Below are 20,043 nucleotides of genomic sequence, written 5' to 3'. Positions count from 1 at the left end.
CGACACTAGGGCAGCGCGATGTATTTGGTCTCCAGGTATTCCTCGATGCCCTCGGTGCCGGCCTCGCGCCCCAGCCCGGACTGCTTCACCCCGCCGAAGGGCGCGGCCACGTCGGATATGATGCCGCGGTTCACCCCGACCATGCCGGATTCGAGGGCCTCGGAGACGCGGAGCGCGCGGTCCAGGTCGCGGGTGTAGATGTAGGCGGCCAAACCGAATTCGGTGTCATTGGCGGCGGCGATGCCGGCGGCCTCGCCGTCGAAACCGGTGATGGCGGCGACCGGGCCGAACACCTCCTCGCGCAGGATGCGGGCGTCGGCGGGGACCTCGGTCAGCACGGTCGGTTCGTAGAACCAGCCCGGGCCCGGCACCGCGGCGCCGCCGGTCGCGACGCGCGCGCCCTTGGCGACCGCGTCGGCGACCAGCTCGGCCACCGAATCGCGTTGCTTCGCACTGATCAACGGCCCGACCTGGATTCCGTCGAGGTGGCCCGGCCCGATCTTCAGTCCGCGCATGCGCTCGGTCAGCCGCGCGGTGAACTCCGCCAGCACCGCAGTGTCGACGTGGAATCGATTGGCGGCCGTGCACGCCTCGCCGATATTGCGCATCTTCGCGACCATGGCGCCGCCCACCGCCGCGTCCAGGTCGGCGTCGGCGAACACCACGAACGGCGCATTGCCGCCGAGTTCCATGGAGGTGCGCAGCACCCGCGCGGCCGACTGCGCGAGCAGCACCTTGCCGACCGGGGTGGACCCGGTGAAGGTCACCTTGCGCAGCCGGTCGTCGGCGAACAGCGGATCGGTGAGCCGCGCCGCCTTCGAGGTCGGCAGGATGGACAGCACGCCCGCGGGCAGCCCGGCCTCGGCGAACACCGCACCCAGCAGCAGCATGGTCAACGGCGTCTCGGCGGCCGGTTTGACCACCATCGTGCACCCGGCGGCGAAGGCGGGTGCGATCTTTCGGGTTCCCATGGCCAGCGGGAAGTTCCACGGGGTGATGGCCAGTGTCGGGCCGACCGGCTGTTTGGTCACCAGAATGCGCCCGTTGCCCGACGGCGACGGCGTGTAGCGGCCGTTGATCCGCACCGCCTCCTCGCCGAACCAGCGCAGGAATTCGCCGCCGTAGACCACTTCGCCCTGCGCCTCGGCCAGCGGCTTGCCCATCTCCAGGGTCATCAGCAGCGCGAAGTCGTCGCGGCGCGCCATGACGAGCTCCCAAGCGCGGCGCAGGATCTCGGAGCGCTCCCGGGCCGGGGTGGCCGCCCAGGACGCCTGCGCGGCGACCGCGGCGTCCAGTGCGCGCGCCCCGTCGGCGGCGGTGGCGTCGGACACCTCGACCAGTACCTCGCCGGTCGCCGGATCGTGCACGGGGAAGGTGCCGCCGTCGCTCGCGGGGACCTGCGCACCGCCGATCCACAGTCCGGTCGGCACGGCCGCCAGCAGCTCGGCCACATCGCGCATTTCGGGTTCTCCTCTGTCTCTTGCTGTTTCGAACTCAGCGGGCGAGATCGCGGACCACGTCGGCCAGCACTCCGATGCCGTCGGCGAGCAGCTCCTCGCCGATCACCAGCGGGGGCAGCAGCCGGATGACGTTTCCGTAGGTGCCGCAGGTCAGCAGCACCACGCCGCGCGAGAGTGCGGCGGCGGCAACGGCTTTGGTCAGCACCGGATCGGGGATGTCGGTGCCCGGCCGGACGAGTTCGACGGCCAGCATGGCTCCCCGTCCGCGGACATCGCCGATAACGCCGGTGGCAGCGGCCAATTCGCGCAACCGCGGCAGGGCGGCCGCCTCGATGGCGCGCGCCCGCGCGGGCAGATCGAGCTCCCGCATCACCTCGATACCGGCCAACGCCGCCGCGCACGCCACCGGATTGCCGCCGTAGGTGCCGCCCAGCCCGCCCGCGTGCACCCGGTCCAGCAGTTCGGCGCGCCCGGTGATCGCCGAGAGCGGCATGCCGCCCGCGATGCCCTTGGCCATGGTGACGATGTCGGGCGTGATGCCCTCGTGCTCGCTCGCGAACCAGGCTCCGGTGCGGGCGAATCCGGTCTGCACCTCGTCGGCGATGAACACGACCCCGTGCTCGCGCGCCCAATCCGCCAGTGCGGCGAGGAATCCCGGCGCGGGCACGATGAATCCGCCCTCGCCCTGAATGGGTTCGACAATGATCGCGGCCAGCGAATCGGCCCCGATCTGCACCTCGAGTTGCGAAATCGCCCGCCGCGCGGCTTCTTCCCCGCTCAGGCCGTCGCGGTAGGGGTAGGACATGGGCAACCGGTAGATCTCCGGGGCGAACGGCCCGAAATGCGCCTTGTACGGCATGGATTTCGCGGTCAGCGCCATGGTCAGATTGGTGCGGCCGTGGTACGCGTGATCGAAGGCGACCACCGCGGTCCGGCCGGTGGCCAGCCGCGCCACCTTCACCGCGTTCTCCACCGCCTCCGCACCCGAATTGAACAGCACGGTCCGCTTGTCGAAATCGCCGGGCGTGAGCGTGGCCAGTTCCTCGGCCACCCGCACGTAGCCCTCGTACGGGGTGACCATGAAGCAGGTGTGGGTGAACCGCGCGGCCTGCTCGGCCACGGCCGCCGCGACCGCCGGGTGCGAGGCCCCGACCGAGGTCACCGCGATACCGGAGCCCAGATCGATCAGCGAGTTGCCGTCCACGTCCACGATGACTCCGTCGTCGGCGTCGGCCGCGTACACGGGCACCGACGAACCCACCCCCGCCGCCACGGCCGCTTTCCGGCGCGCGGTCAACGCCTGGGATCGCGGACCCGGCAGGTCGGTGACGAGGTTGCGCCGTTGTGGCAGGCGATGGCCGATCGAGGTCATGGTGAAGGTCTCCCGGTCGTGGGTTGGGTGGCACCGGTCACCAGTCTGGTCCATGAAATCCGCGACCACCCGTGCCGAATTGGACAACACACCGGGTGCGAATCGACACTCTGTACACTTCGGCCGATGCCCGTTTCCATTGGCTGGGTAGTAGCCCGGCCCGAGCTAGGTCTGCGGCTGCGCGGCGGGTCCGCGGGTCTGCGGCGCGAGATCGATCTGGTCGTCACCACCGAACTGGAGAGCCCGTTCCGCTGGCTGTCCGGCGGCGAACTCGTGCTCACCACCGGCATGCGGCTGCCGTCCGACGCCGCGGGCCGCGCCGAATACATGCGCGGATTGTGGCGCTGCGGGGTCGCGGGCCTCGGCTTCGGCATCGGCCTGACCCACGACGCGATGCTGCCGGAACTCGTCACCGCCGCCGACGAGCTCGGCCTGCCGCTGTTCGAGGTGCCCCTCGACACCGCCTTCGCCGCCATCGTCAAGCAGGTCTCGGCCCGCATCGCCGAACTGCAATACGACGCGGTGCTGCGCGCCGGTCGCGCCCAGCCGCGCATGACCCGCGCCCTGATCCGATCCGGAAGCAGCGCCATAGTCCGTGAGCTGGCGAGCTCGCTCGGCGCGACGGTGCTGGTCCTGGATCCGGTCGGCCGCGTAATCGACTGCCACCCGGCACAACTCGCGCCGGAAACACTCACGCGCGTCCGGGCGGCGCTCGCGGCCGGAGCCGCCGGGGCCGGAGTGCTGACCGACAATTCGGGTGCGTCCATCACCCATCAGCGCATCGGCATCGGCCGCCGTCACGACGGTGATCTCGTGGTCGTCGGCGACGCCCCGCTCGGTCACGTCGACCAGGTCCTGCTCGGCCACGCGAATTCCCTGCTGGCCCTGGATTTCGAAAAGCCGGACCGGCTGCACCGGGTACAGCATCAACTCGACGCCCAGGCCCTGAGCCTGCTGCTCGGAGCGGAAGTCGATCCGTCCGCGGCGTGGGCGCAACTCGATCGGGCGGCCGATGCCGACGGGCGAATCAAAGTCCTTGTCGCCGAATGTGATTCCACGGATTCGGCCGGGGCTGTGAACAAGGCCCTCGCCGCGGAGGTGCTCGCGGCCGGACATCCACTGTTCCTGCACCGGGATTCGAATCAGCTGCTGATCGTCATCGCGGCCGACTCTCCGGTCATCGACTCGCTTCGATCCGAAACCTTCGGCGGCACACGCAAACTCATCCGAATGGGGGTGAGCGGCCCGCACCCGGTCCGCGACCTGGCAGCCGCCGTCGATGCCGCCCGCTGGGCCGCCTCCGCGGCCGAAAAGGGTGGCCCACCCGCCGATTTCGCCACGCTGCCGTTGCTTTCCTTCGAACCCGCCCGCCAGGTCCTCGACGCCATGGCCCACACCGTCCTGGCCCCGCTCCTCGACCACGACCGCCGCCACGACACCGCCCTGCTCCCCAGCCTGCGCGCGTTCCTGGAAGCCAACGGCCAGTGGGAATCCGCCGCGGTCACCCTCGCCATCCACCGCCACACCCTCCGCAAACGCATCGCCGCCACCGCCGAAATCCTCGACCGCGACCTCGACAATGCCCGTGTCCGCGCCGAACTCCTGCTCGCCCTCCATGCCGAGGCCGGTCGGCGCGGTTCGACACGCCGATGACCGCCCCTTGTGTGATCGGACGATGATCGAGTAGGTTCTACGTATCTACTTAGTAGATACGTAGAAGAGCTCAGTCGCAGCGACCACCTGCGGCGGAGGGCGCCGCGGGACCGGCGTCTGTGTGTGGCGGCGGGATTGTGCGGACCCCTCATCGCGCGCAACACCGTCGACACGCCGAGGGCGGGGCCGCAGGTCAGCGGCCCCGCCCTTCGAGGCACGGGATGTCAGACGCGGGCTCTGATCCACTTGTAGACCAGCAGCACGATGATCGCGCCGATGATGGCCCCGATGAAGGCGTGCTTGACCGGGGGCTGGAGTTCGAAGTGATGGGGCGCGAACACCAGGCTGCCGAGGGTGCCGCCGACGTAGCCGCCGACAATGCCCAGGACGGCGGTCCAGATGATGCCGAAGTTCTCCTTGCCGGGGACCAGGAGGCGGGCGATCGCGCCCGCGATGAGGCCGATGATGATCATCGTGATGATGCCCATGGCGTGCTCCTTGCCTTAGAGATACCGCAGTGACGAAGGTAGCAGGGCAACCGGTACGGATGAGCGTGTCGCAATACATCAGCGTGGCCCTGCACCAGTGATGGGTGTACCGCTTTCACCGGCGGCGAAACTCTCGTCGGCCCGCGGATTTCCGGACCATGATGGATTTCGGACGACACCCACGCCGGCGGGGCCCATTCTCCGCGGCAGCGCGGCCGCACCGGTCGTCCGGTCTCGCCGGATTCCGAAAGGCCTACGCGCATGAGTGAGAATGTGCCGGAAGTCCCCAATCTCACCGGTCAGGGCGCGCTGGCCCGGACCATCGCCGCCCGTGGCGGGCTGGCCGCGCCGGAGGCGCCGTTCGTGATCGAACACCGCGAGGCGCTCATCTACATGCTCTGCCAGGCCGCCGAACTCGAGCACGGCATCATGTGCCAGTACCTGTTCGCGGCGTTCTCGCTGAAAACCTCGGCCGCGGAAGGGCTGAGCGCCGACGAGCTGGAGAAGGTGACGCGCTGGCGGAAGCTGGTGTCGCACGTGGCAACCCAGGAGATGCTGCACCTGTCGCTGGTGCACAACCTGTTCGCCCCACGTCAAAGAATCCGACGCTCAACTCCAAACCCTCGCCGACGCTGCCGTCGTATCGGGCCAGGACACGGCCGAGGCGTCCGAGTCCGTGTTGCCGGACGATGCCGAATTCCGTTCCACCTTCGCTGCTTTCGTGGAATTCGCCTCGTCCGCGGAGGGTGAAGCGCCGGACTGGGATTGGGGTCCGCTCGGGGCGCCCTCCTATCAGGCCGAGACTCCGGCCGAGGCGTCCGAGCCGGGGCTGCCCGGGCCGGATGCGGCGGTGGGGTTCGCCGCGCACATCAAACCCCTGTTCCGCGAGGAGGATCAGCGGTCGATGAGCTTCGTGTTCGACCCGTGGTCCCTCGATGACGTCACCAAGCATGCGGCCGAGATTCTGAACCGGCTCGCGGCGGGCACCATGCCGTGTGACAGCGCGTGGCCGGCCGAGCGGGTGGAAGTCTTCCGGCGGTGGACGGAGTCCGGCATGCGGCCGTGACACGAGATTGCGGGAGGCCCGGTGGCGCGAGCCGCTGGGCCTTTTCCATGCTGCGGCGGCGCCCGGAATGGTAGCCGAAAAGTGCTCGTCATACAGCGAAATCCCTGGGAAACAAACGGAATACGAATATCTCCGTTCCGGTTGACAGCCGTTCGGACCGGGCGGAGCTATCCGCTGTTGCAGATGTCGTGGAAGATCGCGCCCGCCCTGGCCGCCGGATGCACCATGGTGGCCAAACCCAGCGAGGTCACGCCGCTGACCACCATCGCACTGGTGCGGCTCATCGACCGGGCCGGAGTGCCGCCGGGCGTGGTGAACCTGATCCAGAGCAGCGGTGCCACGGTCGGTTCGGCGCTCACCGACACCCCCGACGTGGATCTGATCTCCTTCACCGGCGGCGCGGCGACCGGCGCGACCATCGCGGGCAATGCGGCGAAGCACATCACCCGCGTCGCCCTGGAACTCGGCGGCAAGAACCCTCACATCGTGTTCCCGGACGCCGAATGCGACAGCGCCGTGGACGCCGTCCTGACCGGAGCCTTCCTGCACTCGGGCCAAGTCTGTTCGGCGGGAACACGATTGATCGTCCACGAGTCCATCGCCGACGACTTCGTGGCCGCACTGGCCGCCCGCGCGAGCCGGATTCGCATCGGCCCCGGCCTGGATCCCGCCAGCGAGACCGGACCACTGGTCTCCGAGGCCCACCGTGCCAAGGTGGAAGCCTATGTGGCGCTGGGTATTTCGAGCGGATCCCGGCTGGTAACGGGCGGTGCACGACCCGGCGATCCCGCCCTGCGTGCCGGAAGCTTCTACCTGCCGACCATCTTCGACCACTGCCACCGCGAGATGCGCATCGTCCAGGAGGAAACCTTCGGCCCCATCCTGACCGTCGAACGCTTCAGCACCGACGACCAGGCCCTGACCCTCGGCAATGACACCGCCTACGGCCTGGCCGCGGGCGTGCGCACCGCCGACCCCGCCCGTGGTGAACGCTTCGCGCGCGCCCTGCGCCACGGCACCGTGTGGCTCAACGACTTCGGCTACTACACCCCGGCAGCCGAATGGGGCGGCTTCGGCCGCTCCGGAATCGGGCGCGAGCTCGGTCCCAGCGGCCTGGCGGAATACCAGGAGACCAAACACATCTGGCACAACACCGCACCCGCGGTGGGCGGCTGGTTCACACACAACTGAATATGGTTCCGCGTTAATTCTCGAAAGTTGGGCCGTCATGACGACTACCCGTCCCCCCGCTCCGACCAGCGCACCCACCCATGACCACGGACCACGGCATGGCCGAATTCGGCTACAAGGAATCCCTGAGCCGGAGTATCGGCAAATTCTCGAGTTTCGCCGTCGGCGTCAGCTATATCTCCATCCTCACCGGCACCTTCCAGATGTTCTATTTCGGCTTCGGCACCGCCGGTCCCGGCTATCTGTGGTCGTGGCCGCTGGTGTTCGTCGGGCAGCTCGCCGTCGCGCTGTGTTTCATGGAACTGTCGGCCAAATATCCGGTCGCGGGCTCGGTCTACAACTGGGCCAAGAAGCTCGGCAGCCGGGCCGTGGGCTGGTCGGCGGGCTGGCTCATGCTCACCGCCTCGATCGTGACGCTGGCGGCGGTGGTGCTGGCCTATCAGCTGAATCTGCCGCAGTTGTGGAGCGGATTCCAGATCATCGGCGACGGCACCGGCGCCCACGACTTCGCCACCAACGCGGTCCTGCTGGGCACCGTGCTGATCGTGTTCACCACCGTGGTCAACGCGTTCGGCGTGCGGCTCATGGCCATGATCAACAGCGCGGGCGTGTTCATCGAACTCATTGCGGCCGTGCTCATCGCCATCATCCTCGGCGTGCACGTCACCCGCGGACCGGGCGTGTTCTTCTCCAGCCACGGTTACGGGGCCGGGCAGAGCGGCGGCTACCTGAGCGCGTTCCTGGTCGCCTCGCTGGCGTCGGGCTACGTCATGTACGGCTTCGACACCGCCAGCTCGCTCGGCGCGGAGACCGTGGAGCCGCGCCGCACCGCGCCCAAGGCCATCCTGCGCGCGCTGCTGGCCTCGTTCGTGATCGGCGGAGCGATCCTGGTGTTCGCGGTCATGTCCGCGCCCGACCTCGAGGACGCCAAGCTGGGCACCGCCGACGGCGGGCTGCAATACATTGTCCAGCAGGTGATGTGGGGCTGGCTGGGCAAGGTGTTCCTGGCCTGCATCGTGATCGCGGTGACCGTGTGCGCGCTGGCCGTGCACACCGCCGCCATCCGGCTCACCTTCGCCATGGCCCGCGACAACGCACTGCCGTTCGGGGAGAAGCTGGCGCGGGTGCACGCCAAGCACAAGACACCGGTGATCCCGGCCGTGGTGATCGGGGTGTGCTCGGCGCTCATCCTGGTGATCAATATCGGTCAGCCGCAGGTGTTCACGGTGCTCACCTCCATCGCGGTCATCATGATCTACCTGGCCTACCTGCTGGTCACCGCGCCCATGCTGTGGCAGCGGATCAAGGGCGGCTGGCGGCACGAGGACCTCGCGGGGGACGGGTACTTCTCCATGGGCCGGTGGGGTCTGCCGGTCAACATCGTCGCGGTGGTCTGGGGACTCGGGATGGCGATCAACCTGGCCTGGCCGCGCTCGGCCGTCTACGGCGGGCCCTGGTACAACACGTGGGGCGCGTTCCTCTACATCGGCGCGATCTTCCTGGCGGGCCTGATCTGGTACACGCTCAGGGGAACTCGCGTCATCGGCATTCTCGCCTCGCACGCCGCACCGGTACCGGCGGAGGTACCGGCATCATGACCGGCACCTTCGACTATGTGATCGTCGGCGGCGGCTCGGCCGGGTGCGTGGTGGCCGCGCGGCTCAGCGAGGACCCGGACGTGACGGTCTGCCTGCTCGAGGCCGGGCCGTCGGATGTCGGGGACGAGCGGATCCTGCGGCTCGAGGACTGGATGCTGCTGCTCGAATCCGGTTACGACTGGGACTATCCGGTGGAACCGCAGGCCAGCGGCAACAGCTTCCTGCGGCACGCGCGGGCCAAGGTGCTGGGCGGGTGCTCCTCGCACAACTCGTGCATCGCGTTTCATCCGCCTGCTGAGGGGCTGGCGGAATGGGAGGCCATGGGCGCGACGGGCTGGGGGCCGGACGGGCTGCGGCCGTATCTGCCCAAACTCGAAGCGACCGTGGAGATCCGGGACATCCCGCCCAAGGATCCGTGCGGTGACGCGGTGCTCGCGGCCGCGGCGCTGACCGGGCTGCCGACGGTGCAGTTCAATCGCGGCACCACGATCACCAACGGGGCCGGATGGTTCCAGATCAATGCCGACGCCGACAACGTGCGCATGTCCTCGTCGCACGCGTACCTGCATCCGATCCTGGGGCAGCGGCCGAACCTGGAGGTCCGAACCGGCTGCTGGGTGAGTGAAATCGTCTTCGACGAAACGGATTCCGCGGTCGGCGCCCGATATCGGCGGCCCGATCTCACCGGATTCGACACGGTCCGGGCCCGGCGGGAGGTCGTCATCAGCACGGGTGCGATCGATACGCCCAAGCTGCTCATGCTGTCGGGTATCGGACCCGCGGAACACCTGCGGGACATGGGAATTCCGGTGCGGGTCGATTCCCCGGGCGTCGGCTCCAACCTCGACGACCACGTCGAGGGTCTGGTGTTCTGGGAATCCGCGCGACCCATGGTCACCAGCTCCACGCAATGGTGGGAGATCGGCCTGTTCGCCACCACCGAACCCGGCCTGTCCCAACCGGATCTGATGATGCACTACGGCAGCGTCCCGTTCGACATGAACACGGTGCGCTGGGGCTATCCCACCACCGAGAACGGCTTCTGCCTCACGCCCAATGTGACACAGGGGCATTCGCGCGGCACGGTGCGGCTGCGCTCGCGCGACTTCCGGGACAAGCCGCGCGTGGATCCCCGCTACTTCAGCGACCCGGACGGCCACGACGAGCGAGTGATGCTGCACGGCATCCGCCTCGCCCGTCGTATTGCCGAACAGCCGGTGCTGCGGGAATGGGTGGCAAGGGAATTGGCTCCCGGGCCGGACGCGGTCACCGATGACGAGATCGTCGAGTACATGCACCGCACCCACAACACCGTCTACCACCCGGCCGCGACCGCCCGCATGGGCGCGCTCGACGACCCGATGGCGGTGCTGGATCCGGAACTGCGGGTCAAGGGCGTGCGCGGCCTGCGCGTGGTGGACGCCTCGGCCATGCCGAAACTGCCCGCGGTGAACCCCAATATCACCGTCATGGCGATGGGTGAGAAGTGCGCCGACCTGCTACGGGCGGCAAAACCGATAAACTGAGCGGGTTATGGCGAAACAACCGGAATCCGGTGCCGCGGTCCAGTCGGTGGATCGCGCGCTGACCGCCCTGGAAATCGTGGCCAAGCTGGGTTCGGCCGGGATCACCGAGATCGCGGCCGAACTCGGCGTGCACAAGTCCACGGTGTCACGCCTGATGGCGGTGCTCGAGGCGCGCGGCTACGTGCAGCAGCTGTCCGAACGAGGCAAGTACCGGCTCGGCTTCACCGTGGTCCGGCGGGCCGGATCCACCAGTGCGCACATGGATCTGCCCCGGCAGAGTCAGGATCTGTGCGATGAATTGGCCGCGCGGGTCGGCGAAACCACCAATATCGCCATCCTCGACAACGACCGCATCATCAATGTCGCCGAGGCAGTCGGCTCCGCCGGGATCGCGCTGCGCACCTGGGTGGGCCAGCGCTGCCCCGCCCACGCCACCTCCAGCGGCAAGGTGCTGCTGGCGGAACTGCCCGCGGCGGAATTGCGATCTCGGCTCCGGAAGCGCCTGGAATCCTTTGCGCCCAATACGATTACGGATCCAGCGGTGCTCCAGGCGCAGCTCTCGCAGGTGCACGCCCAGGGCTGGGCCAGCTGCGAAGAGGAACTGGAGATCGGTCTCAATGCCGTGGCGGCACCCATTCGCGACAGCGACGGCCGCGTCATCGCCGCGCTGAGCGTTTCCGGTCCCTCGTATCGCCTTGGGGTCCAATGCGTCCCGGAGATCGCGCGCGAGGCGGTCGCAGCCGCCGACGCCATCTCCCGGCGGCTGGGCCACCACGCCTGATCCCTAGTTGGGCAGCGGCAACGACCCCGGCGCATACACGCCCAGCAGCGTCCCCAACACCAACCCGACCATCGCGGCCAGCAGCAGACTCAACGGCACCACCACCAGCATCACCGCCCGCCGCACAACAGGACTCGAACCATACCGCCTGTGTTGCCCTGACATTGCTACGCCAACCCTTTCCCCATGCACCCGAATCACGACCGTTTGTAAACGTAGCATTTTCGGCTCGAGTGATTCGGGGCGGGGTGTTTGCCGGGAGTTGCCGGAGTGGCTCCGGGTCAGGCCAGCAGCATCGGCATGGCGGCGATGTCGTTCTGGGTCATGACCGGAAGGTTGACGATCTCCTCGACCGGGGCGGCCAGCCGGAGGCCGGGGAAGCGGTCGAAGAGAGCGGGCAGGGCGATGGCGACCTCCAGGCGGGCCAGGGCCGCACCCGGGCAGATGTGCGGGCCGTAACCGAAGGAGATATTGCGGCTCGCGGTCGGGCGGGTGATATCGAAATCGTCTGCGTCGTCACCGAATACGGCGGTGTCACGGCCTATGGCACGGTAGGACATGACCACGCCCTCACCCTGCTCGATCACCGTGTCGCCGACGGTGATGTCCTCGGTGGCGAAACGCATGAGCAGGTGGGTGACCGGGCCGTCCCAGCGCAGGGTCTCCTCGATGACCTGCTTCCACTCCACCTCCTCGGCGCGCACCGCGGCCAGCTGCTCGGGACAAGTCAGCAAGGCGCGCACCGCATTCAGGATCAGGCTCACCGTGGTCTCGTGCCCGGCGGCCACCAGGGCCTTGAGGTTGCCGACCACCTCCTCCTCGGTGAGCGGCTCGCCGCCCTCGTCGGCCAGGATGAGCGCGCTGGTGAGATCGTCGCCGGGCTCGGCGGTCTTGCGACGGACCATCTCGGTGAAGTAGACGTCCATGTCCTCGATGATCTGCAGCCGCTCGTCCTGCGGGGTCACCATGGAGAAGAACTTCTTGTACCAGTCCAGCAGCATCGGGTGATCGGCGCGCGGCACGCCCATGAGCTCGGAGATCACCCGCATGGGCAGGGGATAGGCGAACACCGCCTTGAGATCCACGGCCGCGCCGTCGCCGCCCGCCTCGTCCAGATCGTCGAGCAGTTCCTTGGTGAGCCGTTCGATATTGGGGCGCAGCTCCTCGAGGCGGCGCGGGGTCAGCGCCTGGGTGGTCTTGATGCGCAGGCGGCGGTGCTCGGGGCCGTCCACGGTGAACATGGAGCGGCCCGCGTCGATCATGCCGATCAGCGGCCACTGCCGGGTCACCACGCCGTCGGTCCACAGCTTCCAGGCGTCGATGTCCTTGACGAGCCTTGTGTCGGTGAGCAATTGGCGGGCGACGGTGTGGTCGGTGACGGTCCAGGCGGGGACGCCGAGCAGCTCGATCCGGGTGACGGCGCCGGCGGCGCGCAGGCGGGCGGTCTCACCCGCGAGATCACCCACCATCGGATCGATACTGATGGCGTGCGGGCATGCGGAACTCACTGGAAACCTCCGAGAGCGCGAACAGGTGTGAAAACAACAGGCAGGGAAGTCATTCCGCGCAGGAACGGCGAGGGCCGCCGCACCAGGGTCTGCGCGGGCACTGCCAGATCGATATCGGGCAGCCGGTCCAGCAGCACCTCGATACCGGTGCGGGCGATGGTCTCGGCGATCTGCTGCGCCTGGAACGGGCAGCGGTACTCGCCGTGGCTGAAGGCGAAATGGGCGCTGTTGCCGGTGTAGGTGGCGGCATTGCCGACCGGCTGGCGCACGTGCGGATCGGCATTGGCGGCGGCGATGCCCAGCAGCAGCAGATCGCCCGCGCGAATCGTCTTGTCCGCCAGGCGGGTATCGCGTGCGGCCCAACGCCCGGCCAGGATCGAGGTGGGGGCGTCCTCCCACAGCACCTCGTTCATGGCCTGATCCACGCTGCGGCGGCCACCGCCCAGCGCGGCGGCGAAACGATCGTCGGTGAGCATCAGGCGCACCGAGTTGATCAGCCAGTCCGCCGTCGGCAGGTGGCCCGCGGCGGTCACCGCCATCAGGTCGTTGACGTATTCCTCATCGGTGAACGAACCCGGATGGGCCAGCATGCGCGAGACCAGATCATCGCCGGGCGCGGCCTTCTTCATGGCCAGCAGGTGCTGCATGTACTGCATGAACTGCAGGTGGGCCGCCTGCGCGTCGGCCCCGCCATCGGCCAGCAGCTTCAACGCGCGGGCCAGGCCCGGGCCCTCGGTGTCGGGGAAGCCGAGCAGCCACGCCAGCACCAGCACCGGCAGCGGCTCGGCGAACTCGGCCACCAGATCGGCGGACCCGCGACCGCAGAAGGAGTCGATCAGCCGATCCGCCGAAGTCTCACAGACCCGGCGCAATTCGAAGGGATCGACCGCCTCCAGCGCCGGTTCCACCATGGCCAGATGGCGGCGATGCTCCGCACCCGCCGTGAAATAGATCGACGGCATGGGCGAGCCGACCATGGGCAGCAGCGGCCAGTCCGGCGGGATATTGGGCCACTGGTTCCACAGGCCGACATCGCGGGGGAACAGCTCGGGCGAGCTGGTGACCTGATGCATCTCCCGATACCCGAGCACCAGCCAGGCCGGAATGCCGCCCGGCAGCTCGACCGCGGCGACCGGCCCGTGGTCGCGGCGCATTTCGCGGTAGAGGGAATTCGGGTCGGTGTGGAAGCGGGGGCCGCTCAGCGGTACGACACCGGGGCTGTGCGGCACGGGGCAGGCACCCTGCGCGGGCGAGGTCATGCGGGAGTACTCCACGGCGCGGTCTCCGGGTGATAGAGGTATTCGACCAGGTTGATCAGCACGTTCTTGCAGGAGTCGCGGACCCGGGCGTCACAGTCGACCAGCGGGATGTGCGGGTCCAGGTCCAGCGCCTCGCGCACCTCGGACATGGCCGATCCGGGCCCGAAGTTGTTGCACGCCACGATGAACGGGGTTCCCTGGTGTTCCAGGCGGTCGATGGCGTACCAGGAATCGGCGATGCGGCGCTGGTCCACCAGCACGATCGCCCCGAGCGCGCCGGTGAACAGGCGGTCCCACAGGAACCAGAAGCGTTCCTGCCCGGGCGCTCCGAACAGGTAGAGCACGTGCTCGTTGTCGATGGTGATGCGGCCGAAGTCGAAAGCCACGGTGGTGGTGGACTTTCCGGGGACTCCGGCCGGGTCGTCGACGCCGTGGCCGACCTGGGTCATGGTGGCCTCGGTGTCCAGGGGGCGGATCTCGGAGATCGAGCGCACCATGGTGGTCTTGCCGACGCCGAAGCCGCCCACGATGACGATCTTCAGACCCTGGCGGGCGTCGGCGTGCAGGGGTGCGTCGGCGCGCGCGGGCCGGGCGTCCATATTGCCGAGGTCAGCGCTGCGGCCGAGGTCAGAGCTTGCGGAGTCCAACGAGCACCTTTTCCAGGGTGGTGCTGTCGGGCACCCAATTCCATTGCCGTGAAGCATGATCCGGGTGACGTACCGTGATCTTGCCCGCGTGCAGCAGGTCCGACAGCAGAATGACGGTGATGCCGACCGGCAGGCGCAGCTCGGCCGCGATCTCCACCACCGCGGTCGGCGCGCGGCACATATCGAGGATGGCGGCGTGCTCGGATTGCATGCCGCGCACCGGATCGCATTCGCTGACCACCAGCGTCACCAGATCGAACGCGTCCGAATCCGGTCGGCTGCGTCCGCCGGTCAGCGTGTACAGCCGATCCGGGTCCTCGTCCGGCCTGGTCACGACACGCTCGCCCCCCGCACTCGCGGCGCCGCGGCCAGCTGGTCCCCGAGCTGCTCGACCAGCTCGCGCATATTGTGCCCGACCAGCCCCGCGTCGGCGTCCTCCGCCGCCACCACCGCGATATGGGCCCCCACCCCCGCCTCCACGATGAACAGAATCCCCCCGTAGAACTCGGTCATCGACTGCCGCACCCCACCGCGCGCGTCCCCGAACTCCACCGAAGCCCCGTGCGACAGACTCTGAATCCCCGCCGCGATGGCCGCGAGCTGATCCGCGCTGTCCACCCCCAATTCCGGCGTATGACAAATCTTCAACCCGTCCCCCGACAACAGCAACGCATGCCGCGCCCGCGGCGTACGCGCCAAAAGCTGCTCGAGCAGCCAACCCAAATGTGTCGCGGACGCAGTCATCGATCGGTCTCCCAGGGGGTAGCAGGATTGGAAAACGTGCCGGTGGAATACTCCCGCCCGTCCTCCGCGGAATGCCCCTCCGGCTCCGTCGAAAGCCCCTCCAGCCTTGCGGAAAGCACTGCCCCACCGAGCCTTTCACGCCGTCGATCATCACGCCGCAACGCGTCGATAATCGAGGACGGCAACAATCCGGTGCCCTCGTCGTCGGGCGTGGGAAGATCGCCGGGGACGAGCGGCGCCGCACCGAGATCGGTGAGCGGCGCAGGCGTCGGTGCGTCCTCGGAGCTGGTCGAAGGGGCTGCGGCGACGGGGTTCTCGCGGCCGCTGACGGCGCGTTGGAAGGCGGCCATGGACGACGGCGGAGAGGCCGGGCGGGGTGGGGCGGTGGTGGGGGAGGACAGGCCCTCGGGGTGGACCGCGGCGAGGGTGACGCTGCGGCGGCGCTTGGGCAGGCCGCCGGAAGTCGGTGCGGTGCGCGGGGATTCGTCGAGACTCGCGGACGCGGGCAGGTCCACGGCCGGGGTGGGGCGGGAGCCGGGGGCCACCGTGTCGAGTGGGCTCGCCGCGGTTCCGGGTCCGTCCGCAGCTGCTCCGGGCCGGTTCGCGCCGAAGTCGGGCCGATTCGTGCCGCCTCCGGATTGGTCCATGCCGAATTCTGGGCGGTCCGAGGTGGTTTCGGAGTGTCCGGGCAGGACTATCGGGGAGGAACCGGTGTTGGCGGGGGAGAGGCGGCTCAGGGTGCCGGAGGGGCGTTCGAGTCGGGTGATGAGTTCTCGGGGGACCACAACGACTACGGCGGTGCCGCCGATGGCGGAGGGGCGGTAGCTGACGGTGAGGTCGTGCTTGCGGGCCAGGTGGCCCACGACGGCCAGGCCGAGGCGGGTGCCGGAGAGGGAGGAGAGGTCGGAATCGGCGTCTCGGCGGGAGACGGCGGATTCGGCTCGGCGCAGGGCGGATTCGCTCATGACCAGGCCGCTGTCCTCGATGGGGATCACGACGCCCGCGGGGACCTCGGCGGCGTAGACGTGGACCTCGGTGGTGGGCGGGGAGAAGTTGCAGGCGTTGTCGAGGAGTTCGGCCAGGGCGTGCATGATGCCCTCGGCGGCGTGGCCGGCGATGGCGATCTCGGTGACGGCGCGCAGCCGGACCCGCTGGTAGCCCGCGACCCGGCCCATGGCGCCGCGCAGGATCGATTCCATGGCAATGGGTTTGGCCCAGCGGCGGCCCGAGCGCGCGCCGCTGAGGACTGCGATGCTGTCGGCCAGGCGGCCCGCCTGCGCGGTGCGGTGGTCGAGTTCCAGCAGGTCGGCCAGCACCTTCGGGTCGGCGTGCCGGTGTTCCATCTCGCGGAGTTCGGCCAGCATGCTGGTGCTCATGGCCTGCATTCGCCCCGCCGCCCCGGCGAACGCGGCCATGGCGGCCGCCCGCCGGGTCTCGCTCTCCTTGGCCGCGCGGGCCTGCTCGACCAGCTGCTCCCGGATGCCGTGGATATTGGCCTCGGACTGCACGATTCGCGCCTGGGTGGCGGACATGGCGGTGGCCAGCTGCGCCTCGGCCAGCACCGTCGCGGCCAGCGCCTCCTGCCGGGCCGAGCGCACCCGCTGCCGATAGTGAGCCGCCAGCGCGACCGCCACGGTCAGCAATACCGCCGCGACGCCGCCGCCGATGGCCAGCGGCGTTCGAAAATTGCTGGGGGCGAAGAACACCCCGGCCGCCACCGCGACCGCGCCGCCCGCCAGCGCGCTCGCTCCGGCCGCCACCGTGCCCGCCGAACTCGGACGGGTGTCGGCGGGGATCGCCCCGGCATTACCGGGGTTCGCCCTGGAGTCAGCGGCGATCGCCCCGATGTTCGGCATCGCCCCGATGTTCGTCGGCATGGCCGCGGGATTCGCCGACAGCGTTGCGGGATTCATCCGGACCGCTCCGGGGTTGGCCGATATCGCCGTGGGAGTCGGCGGGATCGACTGGGGGACCGCGCTTGTCGCGGGGTCGTGGCCCGGCGACGGATAGGGCGGGCGCTGGTGCCGAACGGATTGTTGCTCGCCGCTCGGCGGATTCACTGATTCCGACACGCTCCGCACTTCCGCACCTCGTCCACCAGGGCGAACGCCCTGATGCCCCCGACCGCGCCCGCGTGCGAAAGCCGTGCCAAATGCGCGGACCGACAAGCGGATTCGGATCTGCGGGACCGAGCATAGGCCCACCGGGCGGGGTCCGCTACCCGAGCGCGAAGCCGCTGGCAAACCCGGGTCCCGGTGGCCGGGAAGCCGATTCAGGCGCGGGTGAGAACGTGGTTGCGAGTGCTGGTGTAGCCGTAGCCGAGCACGGCCGCCAGATACAGCAGCAGCGCCGCCGCGGGCAGCAGCAGGCCGATCGCCGCGATCACGTCGAACATGACGAAACCCGCTACCGCCTGAAGGCTTTCCCGCCGCGCGTACTCGGCATCGTAACCGGGCTCGAACAATTCCGGATTGCGGCGCACGGCGATCCACATGACGAACCAGGCCGCCGCCTGCACCGCACCCACCACACCGTAGAACGCGGTGGCCACCTTGGCATTCCAGCCGCCGTCCTCGAGATGATGGGCCAGCACCGCGGTCGGGAACGGCAGGAATGCCACCGCCAGCAGCAACAGCAGATTGCCGCAGTGCAGCAGTCCGTCCATGCGCCGGATCCGGCCGAAGAACCGGTGATGACACAGCCAGATCACCCCGACGGTGAGAAACGAACCGGCATAGGCGAGATAGCTGGGCCACAGCCCGGTCAGTTCCCGCCACAGATCGCCGTGATCGGTCTCCGGGAGCCGGATCTCGATGACGAGCAGGGTGATCGCGATGGCCATGACACCGTCGCTGAAGGCTTCCACGCGGGTGGTGTCGGTGAGCCGGGAGTCGAGCTGCATTCCGGCATTATGGTCAGGTCCGCCGTCAGGCGTCGATGTCTTCCACTTCCTGCTTGCGCATGCGCAAGCTGGCGACCAGCGAGCCCAGCGCGAATCCGAAGATCGGGATGGAGACGATCGGCGACCAGGCATTCACCTGCGGTCCCGCCGGGTGCAACAGCGTCACCACCCGGATCACCGCCAGTGTCATGCCGGTCAGACCACCGAACATGAACAGCGACAACGGCAATCGGAACCGCTGCGCCACGGTGCGATAACTCAGTGCCGACGCGGCGATCACCGCCGCGTTCACCGCGATGCCCGATACCGCCAGAATCCAATTGTGGGTCTGGATGGTCAGATACGAGCGCTCCAGCGGACTGTAGGTCAGCAGCATCGCGGCCTCCACCGCGATCAGCCCCAGATAGAACGCCCGCCGCAACAGCGCCCGGCCCCACGCGTCCGCCACCGTGACCCCGATCAACGCCCCCGCCCCGGCCAGGGCCATGTTCGCGATCAGCCCCGGAAAGCCCTCGAAATGCCCATTGGGCAGCGACATCTCATTGGCGGACCCATTGATCGCCGGTGTCCGGATCAGCGCGTAGACCGCCAGCAGCACCATGCCGATGGTGAACGGCCGGGATTCGCGGGACTTCCAGCGCGGCAGCCGGGCCGCCGCCGCGGCGAGCGCGGACAGGGCGGCCAGGATGGGCACGATGCTGCTCACCTGAACAGCCTCGCACCGGCCTCCCCGCGAGACGGTTTGCGCCGCGCCGATTCCTCCGCCTCTTTGTCACGCCGCAGCAGCTCGGTGAGCAGCTGCCGGGTCGTGGCCTGGCGGATGGCACTGCCCGATCCGGCCCGCTGGGCTTCGGCCTCGGTAATGATCCCGGCCGCCACCTGCACCTCCACCGGATTCGCGCTGTAGGCCCGGGCGATTTCGATCAGCGTCTCCACCGGCGGTGTCGGCAACGCCAGATGCCGGGCCAGGGTGGCCTGCGGAATCCCGGTCACCACAGCCATGGCTCGAGTGCTGTCCCCGCCCGTCAGCTCTTCGATCCGCTGTTTCAGCTGATCATGCACCCGGTGATTCTCGCACGGGCCGCCCCAGGTTCGGGGCATGGCGCACAAGTTCAGAGATCGATCCCGGCATCCGGGCGAGCGCTCGGCCCGTCATCCTGGCGTGTTGTCCGGCCGGGATCTTGCTCTCCGCCGTGGATTCCGGCCGAAAGCGTGCCGGAACTAAGGGCGGGGACGGGGGAGGGAGGGGAGGTGGCAGCGGATGCTCAGCGGCTTCCGGTGCGGACGCCGTCCCGGATCTGGTACACGCGGGAAGTGGTGATGTCGCCGGCTGCCTTGGCGATGAGGAAGACCCGTTCACCGGCGGCGGTAGCGTCCTTGATCTTGTCCCGCCACGCGGCGTCCGCGGCCTGGGCGGCCTGCTTGGCGGCTTCGCGAGCACGGGTGGCCTCGCGGATCTCGGACAGCAGGGTGGTCATCGGACACCTTTCGTCGTCCCCGGAATGGGCGGCGGGTCTCGTCGCGACCTCCAACGTAGGCACGGAGTGAATCGAAGTCAAGGCTGCTTGCCTCGAAAATGGATCACATCGAGTTCGCTCTCGGAGGAATCTTCACTACCGCGCTTGACCTCAACCTTTGTCAAGGTTCCATGCTCGATGGATCGTCACGGATCGAGATCGGCTGGGAGGCAACGACATGCGAGTGGTGCAGGCGAAGGAATTCGGCGGGCCCGAGGTGCTGGGGGTGACCGAGGTCCCGGACCCGGTGGCCGGGTCCGGCGAAGTGGTGGTCCGGGTCGCGGCCGCGGACGTGGTGTTCCTCGACACCACGCTGCGCAGCGGCTAGTAC

The 20,043-nt window shown here is 68.8% G+C and carries 22 protein-coding genes and 1 pseudogene; 9 read left to right on the top strand and 14 right to left on the bottom strand.

Going from position 1 to position 20,043, the window contains the following annotated elements; all coding sequences use genetic code 11:
- Nucleotides 1–5: 5 nt before the first annotated feature.
- On the bottom strand, nucleotides 6–1,460 hold the full coding sequence (locus NS2_RS30130; RefSeq protein ID WP_147207371.1) for an NAD-dependent succinate-semialdehyde dehydrogenase: 1,455 nt from the start codon (nucleotides 1,458–1,460) through the stop codon (nucleotides 6–8).
- Between the two features lie 34 nt (nucleotides 1,461–1,494).
- Nucleotides 1,495–2,832 (bottom strand): 4-aminobutyrate--2-oxoglutarate transaminase, encoded by a 1,338-nt coding sequence (gene gabT, locus NS2_RS30125; RefSeq protein WP_045439614.1) that lies wholly within the window; start codon nucleotides 2,830–2,832, stop codon nucleotides 1,495–1,497.
- A gap of 126 nt (nucleotides 2,833–2,958) precedes the next feature.
- On the opposite strand from gabT, the gene NS2_RS30120 reads away from it, so the two are divergent.
- A complete protein-coding gene (locus NS2_RS30120; protein ID WP_033090686.1) occupies nucleotides 2,959–4,485 on the top strand; it encodes a PucR family transcriptional regulator in 1,527 nt (508 codons plus the stop codon).
- A gap of 224 nt (nucleotides 4,486–4,709) precedes the next feature.
- Here NS2_RS30120 and NS2_RS30115 read toward each other — a convergent pair whose 3' ends face one another.
- Nucleotides 4,710–4,973: a GlsB/YeaQ/YmgE family stress response membrane protein gene (locus tag NS2_RS30115; protein WP_033090687.1), complete on the bottom strand. Its 264-nt coding sequence runs from the start codon at nucleotides 4,971–4,973 to the stop codon at nucleotides 4,710–4,712.
- A gap of 261 nt (nucleotides 4,974–5,234) precedes the next feature.
- On the opposite strand from NS2_RS30115, the gene NS2_RS30110 reads away from it, so the two are divergent.
- The 6 genes and pseudogenes from NS2_RS30110 (at nucleotide 5,235) to NS2_RS30085 (ending at nucleotide 11,135) form a co-directional block, all read left to right on the top strand.
- Nucleotides 5,235–5,723 (top strand): ferritin-like domain-containing protein, encoded by a 489-nt coding sequence (locus NS2_RS30110; protein WP_071812032.1) that lies wholly within the window; start codon nucleotides 5,235–5,237, stop codon nucleotides 5,721–5,723.
- Nucleotides 5,695–6,039: a hypothetical protein gene (locus NS2_RS30105; RefSeq protein ID WP_081986284.1), complete on the top strand. Its 345-nt coding sequence runs from the start codon at nucleotides 5,695–5,697 to the stop codon at nucleotides 6,037–6,039. Before NS2_RS30110 ends, NS2_RS30105 begins: the two co-directional genes overlap by 29 nt.
- Nucleotides 6,040–6,204: 165 nt before the next feature.
- A pseudogene (locus NS2_RS30100) lies at nucleotides 6,205–7,230 on the top strand (aldehyde dehydrogenase family protein); the annotation flags it as partial.
- Nucleotides 7,231–7,310: 80 nt separating this feature from the next.
- Entirely contained in the window at nucleotides 7,311–8,828 is a 1,518-nt protein-coding gene (locus tag NS2_RS30095) for an APC family permease (protein ID WP_033090689.1), read from the top strand.
- The gene (locus NS2_RS30090) at nucleotides 8,825–10,354 is read left to right on the top strand and encodes a GMC family oxidoreductase (protein WP_033090690.1); all 1,530 of its coding nucleotides are present in this window, start codon (nucleotides 8,825–8,827) and stop codon (nucleotides 10,352–10,354) included. The genes NS2_RS30095 and NS2_RS30090 overlap by 4 nt, the downstream gene beginning before the upstream one ends.
- A 7-nt stretch (nucleotides 10,355–10,361) precedes the next feature.
- A complete protein-coding gene (locus NS2_RS30085; RefSeq protein ID WP_033090691.1) occupies nucleotides 10,362–11,135 on the top strand; it encodes an IclR family transcriptional regulator in 774 nt (257 codons plus the stop codon).
- A gap of 3 nt (nucleotides 11,136–11,138) precedes the next feature.
- On the opposite strand, the gene NS2_RS37985 is transcribed toward NS2_RS30085, so the two are convergent.
- The 7 genes from NS2_RS37985 to NS2_RS30055 all read right to left on the bottom strand — a co-directional run bounded on the left by NS2_RS37985 (nucleotide 11,139) and on the right by NS2_RS30055 (nucleotide 17,149).
- Entirely contained in the window at nucleotides 11,139–11,261 is a 123-nt protein-coding gene (locus tag NS2_RS37985) for a hypothetical protein (protein ID WP_261772324.1), read from the bottom strand.
- Nucleotides 11,262–11,416: 155 nt separating this feature from the next.
- Nucleotides 11,417–12,604 carry a cytochrome P450 family protein gene (locus NS2_RS30080; protein ID WP_081986288.1) on the bottom strand — a complete coding sequence of 396 codons (1,188 nt, stop codon included), beginning with the start codon at nucleotides 12,602–12,604 and terminating at the stop codon, nucleotides 11,417–11,419.
- Between the two features lie 35 nt (nucleotides 12,605–12,639).
- Entirely contained in the window at nucleotides 12,640–13,902 is a 1,263-nt protein-coding gene (locus NS2_RS30075) for a cytochrome P450 (protein ID WP_033090701.1), read from the bottom strand.
- Nucleotides 13,899–14,501: a GTP-binding protein gene (locus NS2_RS30070; protein ID WP_096490669.1), complete on the bottom strand. Its 603-nt coding sequence runs from the start codon at nucleotides 14,499–14,501 to the stop codon at nucleotides 13,899–13,901. Before NS2_RS30070 ends, NS2_RS30075 begins: the two co-directional genes overlap by 4 nt.
- A 28-nt stretch (nucleotides 14,502–14,529) precedes the next feature.
- Entirely contained in the window at nucleotides 14,530–14,883 is a 354-nt protein-coding gene (locus NS2_RS30065; RefSeq protein ID WP_033090694.1) for a DUF742 domain-containing protein, read from the bottom strand.
- On the bottom strand, nucleotides 14,880–15,293 hold the full coding sequence (locus NS2_RS30060) for a roadblock/LC7 domain-containing protein (protein ID WP_033090695.1): 414 nt from the start codon (nucleotides 15,291–15,293) through the stop codon (nucleotides 14,880–14,882). The genes NS2_RS30065 and NS2_RS30060 overlap by 4 nt, the downstream gene beginning before the upstream one ends.
- On the bottom strand, nucleotides 15,290–17,149 hold the full coding sequence (locus NS2_RS30055; RefSeq protein WP_083414887.1) for a sensor histidine kinase: 1,860 nt from the start codon (nucleotides 17,147–17,149) through the stop codon (nucleotides 15,290–15,292). Before NS2_RS30055 ends, NS2_RS30060 begins: the two co-directional genes overlap by 4 nt.
- On the opposite strand from NS2_RS30055, the gene NS2_RS36415 reads away from it, so the two are divergent.
- Nucleotides 17,139–17,303, top strand: a complete 165-nt coding sequence (locus NS2_RS36415) for a hypothetical protein (RefSeq protein ID WP_155239301.1) — start codon at nucleotides 17,139–17,141, stop codon at nucleotides 17,301–17,303. The two genes, NS2_RS30055 and NS2_RS36415, sit on opposite strands and share 11 nt — an antisense overlap.
- Nucleotides 17,304–17,565: 262 nt before the next feature.
- On the opposite strand, the gene NS2_RS30050 is transcribed toward NS2_RS36415, so the two are convergent.
- The 4 genes from NS2_RS30050 to NS2_RS30035 all read right to left on the bottom strand — a co-directional run bounded on the left by NS2_RS30050 (nucleotide 17,566) and on the right by NS2_RS30035 (nucleotide 19,673).
- Nucleotides 17,566–18,195 carry a TMEM175 family protein gene (locus tag NS2_RS30050; protein ID WP_033090696.1) on the bottom strand — a complete coding sequence of 210 codons (630 nt, stop codon included), beginning with the start codon at nucleotides 18,193–18,195 and terminating at the stop codon, nucleotides 17,566–17,568.
- A 25-nt stretch (nucleotides 18,196–18,220) separates the two neighbouring features.
- Nucleotides 18,221–18,901: a hypothetical protein gene (locus NS2_RS30045; protein WP_033090697.1), complete on the bottom strand. Its 681-nt coding sequence runs from the start codon at nucleotides 18,899–18,901 to the stop codon at nucleotides 18,221–18,223.
- A complete protein-coding gene (locus tag NS2_RS30040) occupies nucleotides 18,898–19,257 on the bottom strand; it encodes a hypothetical protein (RefSeq protein WP_145961843.1) in 360 nt (119 codons plus the stop codon). The genes NS2_RS30045 and NS2_RS30040 overlap by 4 nt, the downstream gene beginning before the upstream one ends.
- A 203-nt stretch (nucleotides 19,258–19,460) precedes the next feature.
- Entirely contained in the window at nucleotides 19,461–19,673 is a 213-nt protein-coding gene (locus NS2_RS30035; RefSeq protein ID WP_033090698.1) for a hypothetical protein, read from the bottom strand.
- Between the two features lie 217 nt (nucleotides 19,674–19,890).
- Here NS2_RS30035 and NS2_RS30030 point away from each other — a divergent pair, with 217 nt between their 5' ends.
- Nucleotides 19,891–20,040, top strand: coding sequence for a hypothetical protein (locus tag NS2_RS30030; protein WP_228102692.1), 150 nt, complete (start codon nucleotides 19,891–19,893; stop codon nucleotides 20,038–20,040).
- The last annotated feature ends 3 nt before the right edge of the window (nucleotides 20,041–20,043 follow it).

The organism is Nocardia seriolae NBRC 15557, assembly GCF_007990715.1.
GTDB lineage: Bacteria > Actinomycetota > Actinomycetes > Mycobacteriales > Mycobacteriaceae > Nocardia > Nocardia seriolae.
Note: the sequence above shows the minus strand (reverse complement) of the source record. Positions and strands in the feature narration are given on the sequence as shown.